Raw genomic sequence first — 13550 nt, 5'->3', positions numbered from 1 at the left:
GCAGCGAGAGCGTGATCCGTAATCCGCCGTCACGTGGCTCTGATCTCGTCGATCTTGGCCATGTACATCTCTCGCAGCGTCTCGGCGTCCGCGGGGGTGGAGGCCTCGCTGTAAACATGGAAAAGGGGCTCCTCGGAATCAGGGAGTACCAGCGCCCAGCCGGTATCGTGGTACACCTTGATTCCGTCGATCAGTTCCACCTTCTCGTTTCGCACCTGCTCGATGAGCATGCGCATGACTTTGCCCTTGTCTTCCCAGGGGCACTCCACCGTCCTCTTGCTCATGTAGAACCTGGGCACCAGAGAGAGCAACGACGAAAGGCGGGCGTTTTCCGTTGCCATGACCTCGAGAATCTTGGCGAGGGACAAGAGCGCGTCGAAGGCGGGGTGGAACCCCGGCAGCTCCCTTTCTCCGATGAGTATCTTCTCCTCGATCACCCTCTCCATGACCGACCGTGGATTGGTCCGCGTACGAATCACACGGCCGCGGTAGTTCCGCGCCATCTCCTCTATGATCTTGGGCGCGGTCACAGGCACGGCCACGGTTGCGCCTTCCTTGGACTTGAGGATGAGAAGGGACATGAGCGCGCAAAACATCTCCTCCGAGACACCGTTGCCTTGCTCGTCCACGAGCAGGAGCCGCTCAGCGTTGGCATCCACGGCTATGCCGAGGTCAGCCCGGTTTGCGACGACAGCCTTCGATAGCAGGGAGAGAGAATCGAGCATCTCGTAGTGGTTCCTGGGCTTGGCCGTGCCGCCGTCGTTGGGGTTCAATGCGAGCACTTCGCACCCGAGAGCGTCCAGAAGGGTCGGGAGGAGGAGGGACAGGTTCCCCGGATCGAAATCCACGATCACCTTGAAGCGACGGGCGCGCACGGTCGCCACGGACACAGCTTTGAGGAGGCCGTCCAGGTACTGCTCGACGACCCTCGTGAGGAAGGCGACCTCTCCTATGTCCTCGGCGTCCACACGCCTGAAATCCTCGCTGAAGAAAGCGTTTTCGATCTTGCGTTCCATGGATCTATCAACGTTGAGGCCTCGTTCGTCCAGGAACTCGACGAGCCCGATGTTCGGGTCGTAAGGGGAAAGCCTCACGTGAAGGCCGCCCGCGACACCCAGGGCGGCCACGGCATGGCGGGTGACGGGAGTGGTCATTCGTCCGATGTCGTACACGTTGGTGCCGCTCGATAGAAGGCCGGCGGTGATCGCTCGCTTCAACATGCGCGAAGGCTTGTACGCATCGGAGCTCACCACAATCGCCCGCTTCTCGCCGAGACACGCGCCGTACGCCGCACCCAGCTTCGCCGCGAACTCAGGGGTGAGTTCCACGTTGAGGAGACCGGATACGCCGTACGACCCGAAGAGTCTCCTGGACCACTTCGCGCCCCAGACAAGGCTCGTAGTTATCGTGGTGCCGGCATCGATGATCTTGTTCGGCCATATCTTCACGCCCGGCTTGATGACGCTCCGTTCCCCGATGGAGCAATCCGCCCCGACCACCGACCCCTCGAAGATGGCGGTCTTCGTCTTGATGCTCGCCCTGGAACACACTATGGCGCCTCGTAGCTCGGTCTCCTTCCCCACGTAAGAGTTGTTCCAGATTATGCTCCTCTTCACCGATGCCCCCTCGTTGAGGAGGTTCTGTTCGCCGATGACCGTGCCGTCCCCCACCTCCGCATTACGCTTCACGCGGCAACGATCCCCGATCACCACGGGCGGAATGAGCCGCGCGTTCGGGTGGATCTCCGCCCCCTCTCCGATGTACACCCCCCTCTCCACTTCCTCGCCAGGCATGTCCACCTTTGCCCGGCCTTCCAAGATGTCGTAGTGGGTCTGACGGTACTGCTCTATGGTCCCGATGTCGCTCCAGTAACCGCTCGCTATGTACCCGAAGAGGGGGAGCCTCCTCCTGAGGATGAGTGGGAAGAGGTTCTTGGAGAAGTCGAATTCACGTCCGAAGTCCACGAAGCCCAGCACCTCGGGCTCGAGCACGTAGATGCCGGTGTTTACCGTATCGCTGAACACCTCGCTCCAGCTGGGCTTCTCAAGAAAGCGCGCTATGCGCCCATCGTCGTCGGTGATCACCACGCCGTACTCCAGGGGGGTCGGCACTCGAGCGAGGACGATAGTAGCTATAGCGCCTTTTGACTTGTGAAAATCAAGCGCCTGCGCGAGGTCGAAGTCGGTGAGGGCGTCTCCGCTGATAACTAGGAACGTCGAGTCGAGGTGCTCCTCACACGCCTTGACGCTCCCAGCCGTTCCCAGAGGTGTCTCCTCCACCGAGTAGCGCATTGTGACCCCAAAGGACTCACCGGTACCAAAGTAGTCTTGGATCACCTCGGGCATGTAGTGAAGAGTCGCGTAGATGTCAGTGAAACCGTGCCTGCGGAGGAGCCTCACGATGTGCTCGAGAATGGGCCTGCCCACCACGGGAACCATGGGCTTGGGCTTGTCGCACGTTAGCGGACGAAGGCGTGTGCCCTTTCCGCCCGCCATCACCACGGCTTTCATATTGCCCGAACCTCCAGACCGTGCAGAGTCTTGAGCACTCCGTACAGCTTGCGGTCGCCAGCGACCAGACAACTAGTGAGAGACGCGAGAGAACGACCATCGCTCACATGGAGCTCAGCGTGCGTTCTCTGGCACCCCATAGCGCGAGTAGCCCCGTGACGCCTCGGCGGTTTGCGCGAACCAGCGCGGACCCGCTACCGCCCATGGACTGGAGCGATAGGCAGTCAGCACTTCGTCGTAAACCGCCTCGGTGCTCTCGGCTATTACGTCCCAGTTGAACCTCTCCCGGACGTCGCGACCGGCCGCCTCGCGAATTCGCTCACGGACCCTGTCGTCTCCGAGGAGGGTCAGGATGTTGTCCGCAAGAGAACCGGGGTTCGATACCCACGCTTTCATGCCGGTGATCCCATGAGTCACGACCTCGCCGAGCCCGCCCGTGTCTGACACGACCACCGGCACGCCACACGCCATGCCTTCGAGCGCTGTGATGCCAAAGGGTTCATAGAGACTCGGGACTACCGCGACGTCAGCGCACTTGTAAAGACGGTTGCGCGTTTCGTCATCCACGAAACCCGCAAAGTAGATTCGATGGTAGATCCCGAGCGACTGAGCGAGGTGCCTGAGATACGAATCGGCCGGCCCCTTTCCCGCTATGACCAGCTTGGCTTTGTCGTAATACGCGAGGACCTTCGCGAAAGCCTCGATCAGGACGTGAACGCCCTTCTCGTGGACGAGTCGGCCGATGAAGAAGACGATCTTTTCGTCTGGCGCCGCCCATCGCGACCTGAACGACACAAGGTCCTCTCCTTCGGGCACTTCGAACCTCGACGGATCTACGCCGTTCGGGATCACGCGTACCTTGTCCGCTGGGAACTGAAAAACCCACGCAAGCTCGCCGCGCATGTATTCGCTGCAGCATATGACGCGCCATGCCTCGAAGCCCAGCCACCATTCGACGCTGCTGATGTATCGCTGCAGATCGTTGTGAAGCCCCCAGTTCCGACCGTACTCCGTGGCATGAATGGTGGCGACGAGCGGGAGCCTGAACGCGTGCTTGAGCGTCTTCGCAGCGTAGGCTGTGACCCAATCGTGGGCATGTATGAGGTCGGCCCCTTGAGCCGCCTGGGGAATGGCGCGCTCCAGGAGGCTTAGGTTCATTTGCATGACCCAGGTCACGAAATCCGGGGGCGACGGGCCACCGAACGGCACCCTGAAAACCTTGACGCCGGAATCGTCTTCCATCTCTTCAGCGCCGTCGCAAGCCAGGGTGACAACGTCGACACGCACGCCCCGCCGCGCGAAGGCCCTGGAGAGATCTTGAACGTGTCGAGCGATCCCCCCGACTATCCTCGGCGGATACTCCCACGAGAGCATGAGAACACGCATCTCGTCCCCTCCCATCCAACGTTCTGGGAACGTGTTCCATGCTCTTATGATTCGCTGGCGGACGCGGATTATTCGCATGAAGAGGCGCGTCGTTCGCCATGTCCACACGAGCGAGGTCTACCCGCGCCAACTTAGGAGTCGAGAGGGCAATTGCATTGGAGGCGGACCCTGCCGAGCGCAGGCCCTAGTCGCTGTAGGCGTGACACCGGACGGTACGATGCAAGTCAACCGACACCGGCCCGGGCTCGAACGTGTCGCAGCATGGCCGACGCAGGTCGCAACGGGGTGCGAAACCGCAACCCGGCCCGAGGCAGGCAAGGTCAGGGACCTCGCCCATAATCGGAGTCAGCCGTTTCCTCTCGCCCATGCGCGGAATAGAACGAAGGAGCCCCCGAGTGTAGGGGTGCATCGGGTCCTCCAAGACCGCTTCGGTGGGTCCCTGCTCCACGATCTGGCCCGCGTACATGACCGCCACCTCGTGACAGAATTCGGCAGCGAGAGCGAGGTCGTGAGTTACAAGCGCGACGGCCGTCCCTGCAGTCTCGTTGATCTCGCGCACGAGCTCAAGCACTTGAGCTTGAACCGTGACGTCCAGCGCAGTAGTGGGCTCGTCCGCCAGCAGGACTTTGGGTTTGCACGCAAGCGCAATCGCTATGAGAATGCGCTGCTGCATTCCCCCGCTAAACTGGTGCGGATACTCGAGGTGTCTCGTCTCGGGCGACGGGATCCCCACCTTCCGTAGTAGCTCTGTCACAAGTTCCCGCTCCCGCGCCCGGCTTGCGCGCGAAAGGCTGGCCGGGAACCGCGGGAGAAGCCCGTGCACCCGAAGGGATTCGGCTATCTGCTCGCCCACCCTGAAAACGGGATTCAACGTGGTCATGGGATCCTGGAACACCATGGCAATGTCCCTGCCTCGCACCTCTCGCATCGCCCCGGGGTTCAACTCCATGAGATTCTGTCCGGCGAAGAGGACGCTTCCTCCCACGATCCGCCCCGGACGGGGCACCAACCGCATGATCGAGAGGAGCGTGGCGCTCTTGCCGCAGCCTGACTCCCCTACTATCGCCAGCAAGTGCCCTTCGCGGATCGTAAAGCTCACGTTACGCACCGCTTGGACGTCACCCCGGGACGTAGGGTACACGGTGGATAGCCCGGTCACCTCAAGCACGGCGTGGGCCGCTTGCGTCGCGTGCAACGCGCTTCACACCTCTTTCAGCCTCGGGTCGAGGACGTCTCGAAGGGCTTCTCCGACGAGGTTGATTGCGAGCACCAACACCACGAGGGCGAGCCCCGGCAGGGTAGCGATCCACCAAGCGGTGAGCATGTACCGCCTTCCGTCATTCACCATCGATCCCCAGGCGGGAACACGCGGCGGCATCCCAAGGCCAAGGAAGCTCAGGGACGACTCCAACACGATCATGTTGCCCATACGCAACGTCCCAAGGACCACTATTGAGTGGACGATGTTGGGCAAGATCTCCGAACAAATGATAGCCGCGTGGGAGCGTCCGAGCGCCCTCGCAGCATCTACGTACTCCTTCGTCTTTTCAGACATGGCCTCCGCCCTCGCCAGCCGATAGAACTCCACCCATCCCTTGAAGCTCAAGGCCCAAACGAGGTTCCAGAATCCGGGTCCAAGCATGGCCATGGCACCGATCACGAAGATGAGATATGGGAAGGCAAGGAGCAAATCGGTGAACCTCGACACAAGCCTGTCGAAGGGTCCCCTGAAATAGCCCGCCACCACTCCCAGACCGACCCCGATCGCGATTGAGATGGCGATGGTGAGCACGCCCACCATGATAGAGACCCGGGCACCGAATATCACTCGAGACAAGATATCCCTTCCTAGCTGGTCGGTGCCAAAAGGAAACTCTCCTGCCCAGCTGGGTGGAGTAAGACGTCGCGCCAAAGACACTTCGTCGGGAGCGTGTGGAGCCAACCACGGGGCGAATACAGCAGCCGCGAGATACACAAGGATCACCGCCCCGCCCACGACCGCGGACCGATGTGCAGCCATGCGCCGTGCGAGGTCTGCGAGGTCTGAGAGACCGTCGAGCGCAAGACCGAGACCCATGGCTACCGACGCCAACGGTTTTCCGGCTTCTCGCGACCGCGCGTTGCCCACGGCGCTCCCGGATGCAAGCGTGTGGCAGCTCTTGTTCGCGGCATCAGTTCCATCAACCTCATCCAGCCACACGGACGAGTCCCCCAAGGCTCCCATCCCTCCCGGTGGTTCCGCGGCTCCCGAGCCTGAACTTATAGAGTCATCCTCGGATTGAGATACGTATAGAGAACGTCCGTCGCAAGGTTCACGGCGACGAACGTCAAGGCGTACACCATCACGGCCGCTTGCACCAGCGGATAGTCCCTCGAAAAGATGGCGTCTACCACGACGCGCCCGAGGCCCGGCCAACTGAAGACCGTCTCTACTATCATGTTTCCGCCAAGAAGCGTGCCGACCTGGATCCCGAACACGGTCACAGCCGGGATGAGCGCGTTGCGCAGGGCGTGGCGGACGATGACAGCGCCCTCGGCCACGCCCTTGGCCCTCGCAAACAGAACGTAGTCGGCTCGGAGCACCTCCAACATGCTGGAGCGTACCACCCTCGCCACCACGCCCGCCACGCCGGCCCCCAGGGTGGCAGCGGGTAGAACGAGATGCCTCAGAGCGTCCCGCAATGCTGGGAAGTTCCCGGTGAGCAAGGCGTCCAGCGTGAACAGGCCCGTGATGGTCTCGGGCTCAAACCCGTACGTGATGCGCCCAGACGTGGGGAGCCACCCCAAGCGTAACGAAAACACGATGATCCCGATAAGGGCGAACCAAAACCCCGGCATCGATACACCCAGAAGCGACGCGGTCATGCTCGCCCGGTCGATGGCCGAGCCCTGCCTGAGTGCGGAGACGACACCCGCTGGGACGGCGACGATCAGCGCGAAGACCAGAGAATACATGGCGAGCTCTATCGTCGCCGGCAAGGCCTCCACGATCATGTCCGCGACCGGACGCGAGCTTTGCATGGAGTATCCGAGGTCGCCTCTCACCAGCCCGGCCAGGTACGTTCCGAGCTGCACCAGGACTGGCTTATCCAACCCGAGCTCTGCCCTGAGTGACGCGATGTCTTCCTGCGTCACGCCGCCGGACTCTCCGATCATGATGTCCACGGGGTCTCCTGGCATGAGCCGCATGAGAACGAAGACGGCGATGGCGACGCCGAGCGCCACGGGCATGGTCGCAAGCACCCGCTCAAGGACTTGCACGTGCGTCTTTCGCACATCTATCCCTCCGTATCCGCTATCCCTCCGTATCCGCCTGAGCATCCGCCGGCCGATTCCCTTCATGCCAGACGGCCTGGCCGACCCGGCCCCGCCGCCGGACCCTCACTTCACGGAATAGCCGGCTTCTCTCAAGAGAGCCTTCGCCTTCTCAGGATCGTACGGATAGGGACGGAGGTCGGGGTCGAAACCAAAGCCGCTGGGCAAGAACGCCGTGGCAAGGCGCTTCCCCGTACCCCCATAGATCGTCTTGAGGATCCTATCCCAGTTGACGGCGTAGTTCATCGCCCTGCGCACCCTCACGTCGTTGAAGGGCGGCGCGGAGCAATTCAGCTCGACGCAATACACCCTGGTTCCCTCGACCGCTTTGACCTGCACGTTCTTGTCCCTCTCAAGGCTCGCCACCAGATCGGGCGGCACCTGCTGCGCTATCTGCACCTCGCCGGCTTTCAGGGCGGCGATGCGGACGGTGGGATCGGGCATCATCCTGAAGATCACCCGCTTCACCTGCGCGAGCCCTACCGGGGGAAGGTCGGGCGAACCGCCGTAGTAGGCGTCGAACCTCTCCATCACGATCTGATCGTCGAGTCTGCCTCCGACGAACTTGAACGGGCCGCAGCCCACGGGATTTCTCGCGAACTCCTCGTCGCCCACGGTCTCAATGTAGTCTTTCGGGACCACCTGCGTTTGCACCAGGGCCTGCAGGAAGACGGGAAAGGGGTTTGACAGCGAAAACCTGACTGTGTATTTGTCGAGCTTCTCCACCTTTTCGATGGGTCCGAGAAGCCCTGCTCGGGGGGACGACCGTCCACCGATGGTGCCCGATTTCAGCGTTCGCTCGAATGTGAAGATCACGTCGTCAGCGTCGAGTTCCTCGCCGTTATGAAACTTGATTCCCTTGCGGATCTTGAATACGTACACGTTGTCCTGTGGCGTCGCCCACGACTCGGCGATCTCCGGCACGACCTTGCCATCCCACGTGCGCGTGACGAGGCCGTCGAACATGTTGCGAATCACCGTCTCTGTGTCGCGCTCGCGGTGCATGGCTGGGTCCAAGGTCACCACCTTGTCGGTCTTCATCGCCACGACAATGGTGTCGCCGCGTGCGAGCCCGACATCGTGAAGGTTGATGCGCGAGTCCATCGCCGGCTGCCAGCCCTTGACGTCAGCCCTCGCCGCCTCGATCTCGCTCAGGTAATACCCGAAGATCCACGGCGCGTCCTCGCGTATGATGGCCTGCGCGTCGCGATAAGCCTTTCGCCTGACTTCCGGGTCGACTGCGGAAAGAGCAGTGTCCATGGCAAGATCGAAGGCCGGGTTACTATAGTGAGAGTAATTGCCGCGGTCTCCGGTGCGGAGCTTCGGCACGGCCAGATCAAAGGGATCGAAGTACGCGCTGCCCCAGTCCGTCAAATACATCTGCCGCTCGCCTTTGAGAGCGCTGTCCTTCAGCGCGCTCCACTCCCAGATTCGGACGTCTGCCTGAACGCCGATTACCCGAAGATCGGCTGCTATGGCCTCTGCCTCGTCCGCCCTGTTCGCCTCGGCATCGAGCACGACTGTCAGCGTCTTGCCCGACGCCTGGAGCGCCCCGCCGCTCGGAAGGCCCATCGGGAGGAGGGCGAGCCCCAGCACGACGACAGCGATCCAGCTACCTCTCCCGCTGTACACGCTCTTTCCTCTTCGCACGCTCGTCGTCATCTCAAACGCCTCCCTTACGTCCATGATGGGTTTCGTCTCTCTGCTGCCACATGACCCAAGGTCACGCAGGCACGCTCTCGTGTGCGAGCTCGCTTGACCTTCTTCAAACGGGGCCAGAACGTCACTGCCCTGAGCATCCAACGGGGCAAGGGGGTCTCACGAAGCGAGTGGGAAGCATACGCTTTGCGCTAGGCTGGAGGACCGCAGGAAAACGATAGCCCAGGAGGACCCTGGGCAAAAGAAAGGCGTCCCCCTTTCGACGCTTACGAGGTTAGCTGACGGACTCGGGCCGAAGGAGCTGGCCCTACCTGCGGCTCCCCGCAGGATTCGCCCCGTGTCTCTCGGACGTTGGTTCCCCCGCTCTTCCCGAAGGAAGATTAAGCGGCCGCGCGTGGTTCGCGACGGCGAGACCGACGCGTCTATTCAATTGTCTTTCATGCTGTAATTGTAACACCGGGGTACAACTCGCGTCAACCCGGACCCCGCGACACCCGCGGGCAGAGACGTGCCGTGCCACCGTGCGCCGCGAGCCCGCCTGACCGGCCACCGGGCAGGGGGAGGGCCGCGACACGGCGGTCTTGGTTGAGAAGAGGACGGCAGTGTGGTACACTCATAATGGGTGGTTCAGGGACGAACACGCCGGCCTGCCGAAGCGCCGTAGAACCTGACCGGAGGCGCGTCTGAATGACGAGTGGGACGACAAACCCAAAGCCACTAGTGTCGGCACGCAACCTGTCCAAGCACTTCGTGCTGCGCGAGACGCTCCTTTCGAGGTACCTGGCGGGAGTCAGAGAGCGCACGGTGAGAGCGGTGGACGGAGTCAGCCTCGACGTTTATCCAGGCGAGACTCTCAGCCTCGTTGGGGAGTCGGGGTGCGGGAAGAGCACCCTCGGTAGAACGATCCTGGGACTGCACGAACCCACCTCAGGCTACGTCGTGTTCGACGGGAACCCAGTCACGGGGCCGCGTGCCCTGCCCCGGGCGAGCATCAGGCGCGAGGCCCAGATCATATTCCAGAACCCGTACAGCTCCCTCAACCCTCGTCATACGGTGAGGCGCATCCTTGGAGTCGCGCTTGCCGCGCGCGGGGTAACTCCACGCGAGCGGGACGGGGAAATCGAGGCGTTGCTACGCCGTGTGGGCCTGGGCGCGGAGCACGCGGACAGGTACCCGCACCAGTTCAGTGGCGGCCAACGCCAACGCATCGCGGTGGCCCGGGCTCTCGCCACGCACCCCAGGTTCGTCGTGGCGGACGAACCGCTCTCCTCGTTGGACGTTTCGGTGCAAGCCCAGATAATCAACCTTCTGCAAGAGTTGCAGGAGGAGTTTGGGCTGGCGTACCTCTTCATCGCCCACGATCTTCGGGTCGTGTATCACATCAGCCACAGAGTCGCGGTGATGTACCTCGGACAGATCGTGGAATCTGCTCCCACCGACGAGCTATTCGAGAACCCGCTCCACCCGTACACACAAGCTCTCCTGTCGGCCATCCCCAGCATCGAGCGGTATCGCCGAAGACAAAGGATCGTGCTGGAAGGCACGGTGCCCACGCCGATCGATCCCCCTCGTGGGTGCCGCTTCCACCCGCGATGCCCGCGGCGCACGCGCCTCTGCCAGGAGAAAGCCCCGGAACTACTCCGAATCGCGGACGCGCCGGCGCCGGATTCTGCGGCGGGCTCTGGGCACGCCGGCCATTTCGTCCGCTGCCACATGGTGCTGGCCTGACAGCGGCCCGGGATGAGTCGGCCTGGCCGGACCGGCTCGCACCCTATCCTTTATCCTTTGTCCCATCCTGTTTGACGTGTACCTCGCCAGCCGCGGCCCTCGCCCTGCGCACGGCCTCCTCAAAGTAATCCCTGTCTATCTCGAACCCCACAAACGATACGCCAAGCCTGACGCAAGCTATGGCGGTGTTTCCTATGCCAAGGAATGGATCCAACACCAGCCCACACTTATCCATGCCGTGCAGCCTCACGCACATTTCAGGGAGGCGAGGCGGAAACGTCGCAGGATGCGGCCTGTCCTTCTCTCTCCTGTTTATGGTCTCGTAAGGAATGAACCAAGTGTTCCCTCGACACCGCACGCCCGCCCGCGCCGTTTTCCAGCGCCCCACGTTGGACTTGTCTTGGTACGGCACGCCAATGGCCAGCCTGTCCAGTGGCACCCTGCCCGTCTTCGTGAAATGAAAGATGTACTCGTGACAGTCGTTGAGGTACCGCCGGCCGTTGATTGGCTTGTAGTGGCCGACAGCAGCGTCAGACGCAAGGGCGCCGTAGTCACCCACGTCGACCTTGGAGATGGCGATGGACTTGACCCAGTGGATCACGTTCTGAAGGTGGAAAAGCCCTCGCATCACCCCTGCCACCTCGAAGGGAACCCACGGGTCGGTGGGTTTGGACCCCACGTTGAGGAAGAACGAGGCTTCGTCAGACATCGCTTCCTTCACGGCCTCCGCCCACTTCGCAGTCCAGGCGAGATAATCGCCTCGGTCGATCGTGTCGTCATACTGGCCGTAGCGCACGCCCAGGTTGTAGGGGGGCGACGTGACGACCACGTCCACGCTTCCAGGTTCCAGCCGCTGCCTCATCCCCTGTACGCAGTCTTCCAGGTAGAAGTCCCACCGGACTTCCGGGGAGCCCTGGTAGCCCTTATGCACAATACTCTCTTGGCGCGCATCCTCTCGCAGGCTATCCACGCTACTCCTCACCCCTGCGCGGCGGCATCGCGTTCCGCTCGCCACGTGCTCGGTTCCGAGCCCGCCCGCCGCGTTGAGCACGGCAATCGCGGCAATGGTGAGTTCGACGCGTCTCCAGATGATCCTCCACCTGTCGAGGCGGTGGGCGGGCGCCCTCGGGGGATGCGAGGGCACCGCGCCTCAAGCGGCGTGCGTCTGCGGGGGTGGCCTAGAAGATCACGACTGTGCTCCAGTACTCCAGGTACGGAACCGTGAACTCGTACGTATTCTCGGGCCCGTCCGCAACCCTTGTAAGCTCCACTCTCTCCATCCTTCCGCCGCGGTATTCGGGCGAAGCGAACAGGATCTGGTCACAAGGGCGGTCGAGGCACACGCGAAAGCGCACGTTCCGCAGTACAGGCGGCGGAGCCTGCTCGATGCGCCACGTTGCGTCCGCCACTCGCAGAAGGTTGACGAGGTTTGCGACCACCAGGCCGTCCTTGCGCCTCGGAATGACCCAGATCTCCTCCGCGGCATAGTCGCTCGACGTAGACGGATAATCCAGCGCGACCAAGCTGAAGTCGTCGCTCGGGAAGAAACTTGGTCCCGAGGTCCCTCCGAACAGGAGATCAGCATACCTGGCACAGAAGTCATAGTAGCCTCGGAGGCTCGAGGCGAGACGCTCAGGGACCCGCTCGTAACGAGGAAAGTACGGGTCCGCCAGCATGTTCGCGCCCTCGCCCAGCTCGATGTGCGAGCCTCCCGCGGAGAAGATGACCGCGTCGAGGTACCTTGCCGAGGCCTCGAGAGCGGGTGAGAGATACGCCGCAAGGACTACCTCCTTCCCGCCGCTCAGCCTCCTCCCTTCGGAAATGAGCTCCACTATGTCCGAGTACGTGTCGTGGGGCGGCCATACCTCAATGTAGACGATGTCCGCGTCTGACGTGGCGATCGTCTCGATGGGCCAATTGTTTACGCAGTTGAACGCGACGAAAGCCCCTGGGCGAACCGCCGTCACCGCGCGCTTTGCGTCGTCGGTGAATTCCGCGAACGCGTCGTCGACCCGGAGAACGCTTCCGCTCTCACACTCGGGGGTCGTGAAGGCGCGCTTCGGATATCCGTACTGGTCTATGTGGATCCCATCGAAGTCCATGGTAGACACGACCCTTTGGTACTCATCCATCATCCTTGCGTGCCACGGAGAGGTTCGTGCAGGATTCATGAGATAGAGGTACCCGCCGCCTAGAGTGTAGGGAACGTCTATTCCTTGCCACAGAGCCCACTCGCGGTGCGCCTCAAAGAACTGCTTCGACGCAGCGTAGACCGTGGCGTACGCCATGGCCGCCATTCCGCGCTCCTGAACGGCGCAAATCCTGTCGGCCACCGCTTTGATCGAGAGGGGTCGACCCATGCTGTCCACGAACTCTTCGTGCTCCGGCAAGAGTGTGTCATGGCGGTACATCCAGTCATAGAACTGAACGGCGTTTATGTGATAACGGTTCATCACTTTCGCTCGCTCGCGAGCGTCAGAGAGGTCGCCCGTGCCGCGCGGAAAGTCGCACATGAATCCGTACCTGGGGGTCTCTCGCCACGAGTCTGCCACATTAAAGGCAGTCGATGCACTCAGGAACTCGTCGCCTGCTTCAAACTCGACGTCGACGCCGTACCCGACTTTCTCATCCGGCGGAAACCACGAGAACGCACGCACGAAAGTCGAGCCTGCCCGCACCTGGACGACATCGCGAACGACGTGAGCTTCATGAGCCAGCCTCTTGAAAGAGACAGTCAGCCGCCCGCTCACTGAGACCGGACGCGGGTTTGAGATCGTCACCTCGATTGAAGCGGGTTCACCTGGCTTGAAGAAGCACTTGGTGGGGCATGAGTCGATGGAAAGTGCCGCGCTCCCGGTCTTCGATCCTTCGTCGCCGAACACGGGGGACGACGCAGCAAGCGTAAACAACACCAAGACAATCACCGCCCGAAAATGACCTGTCATCGCGCGT

General features: G+C 62.1%; 9 protein-coding genes and 1 riboswitch. Of the genes, 1 reads left to right on the top strand and 8 read right to left on the bottom strand.

All coding sequences use genetic code 11. The annotated features are described in order from the left end of the window. Window positions 1–29: 29 nt before the first annotated feature. The 6 genes from NUW12_00485 to NUW12_00460 form a co-directional block, all read right to left on the bottom strand. Entirely contained in the window at window positions 30–2510 is a 2481-nt protein-coding gene (locus NUW12_00485; protein ID MCR4401252.1) for a mannose-1-phosphate guanyltransferase, read from the bottom strand. Window positions 2511–2624: 114 nt separating this feature from the next. Then, window positions 2625–3896 (bottom strand): glycosyltransferase family 4 protein, encoded by a 1272-nt coding sequence (locus NUW12_00480; GenBank protein MCR4401251.1) that lies wholly within the window; start codon window positions 3894–3896, stop codon window positions 2625–2627. 184 nt (window positions 3897–4080) lie between these two features. Beyond that, entirely contained in the window at window positions 4081–5091 is a 1011-nt protein-coding gene (locus NUW12_00475) for an ABC transporter ATP-binding protein (GenBank protein ID MCR4401250.1), read from the bottom strand. Between the two features lie 6 nt (window positions 5092–5097). Continuing rightward, complete coding sequence (locus tag NUW12_00470) at window positions 5098–6120, bottom strand: ABC transporter permease (protein MCR4401249.1); 1023 nt, start codon at window positions 6118–6120, stop codon at window positions 5098–5100. A 35-nt stretch (window positions 6121–6155) separates the two neighbouring features. Further along, entirely contained in the window at window positions 6156–7172 is a 1017-nt protein-coding gene (locus tag NUW12_00465; GenBank protein ID MCR4401248.1) for an ABC transporter permease, read from the bottom strand. Between the two features lie 105 nt (window positions 7173–7277). Beyond that, complete coding sequence (locus NUW12_00460) at window positions 7278–8897, bottom strand: ABC transporter substrate-binding protein (GenBank protein MCR4401247.1); 1620 nt, start codon at window positions 8895–8897, stop codon at window positions 7278–7280. A gap of 221 nt (window positions 8898–9118) precedes the next feature. Next, window positions 9119–9267, bottom strand: a riboswitch (cyclic di-AMP (ydaO/yuaA leader). Window positions 9268–9557: 290 nt separating this feature from the next. Here NUW12_00460 and NUW12_00455 point away from each other — a divergent pair. Continuing rightward, on the top strand, window positions 9558–10598 hold the full coding sequence (locus tag NUW12_00455; GenBank protein ID MCR4401246.1) for an ATP-binding cassette domain-containing protein: 1041 nt from the start codon (window positions 9558–9560) through the stop codon (window positions 10596–10598). A 43-nt stretch (window positions 10599–10641) separates the two neighbouring features. Here NUW12_00455 and NUW12_00450 read toward each other — a convergent pair whose 3' ends face one another. Next, window positions 10642–11460 carry a site-specific DNA-methyltransferase gene (locus NUW12_00450; GenBank protein MCR4401245.1) on the bottom strand — a complete coding sequence of 273 codons (819 nt, stop codon included), beginning with the start codon at window positions 11458–11460 and terminating at the stop codon, window positions 10642–10644. A gap of 316 nt (window positions 11461–11776) precedes the next feature. Further along, on the bottom strand, window positions 11777–13543 hold the full coding sequence (locus NUW12_00445; GenBank protein ID MCR4401244.1) for a glycoside hydrolase family 66 protein: 1767 nt from the start codon (window positions 13541–13543) through the stop codon (window positions 11777–11779). Window positions 13544–13550: the final 7 nt, after the last annotated feature.

This window comes from Bacillota bacterium, from assembly GCA_024653485.1.
GTDB lineage: Bacteria > Bacillota > SHA-98 > UBA4971 > UBA4971 > UBA6256.
The sequence above is the reverse complement of the archived record's forward strand: the minus strand, read 5'-3'. Positions and strand labels throughout refer to the sequence as shown.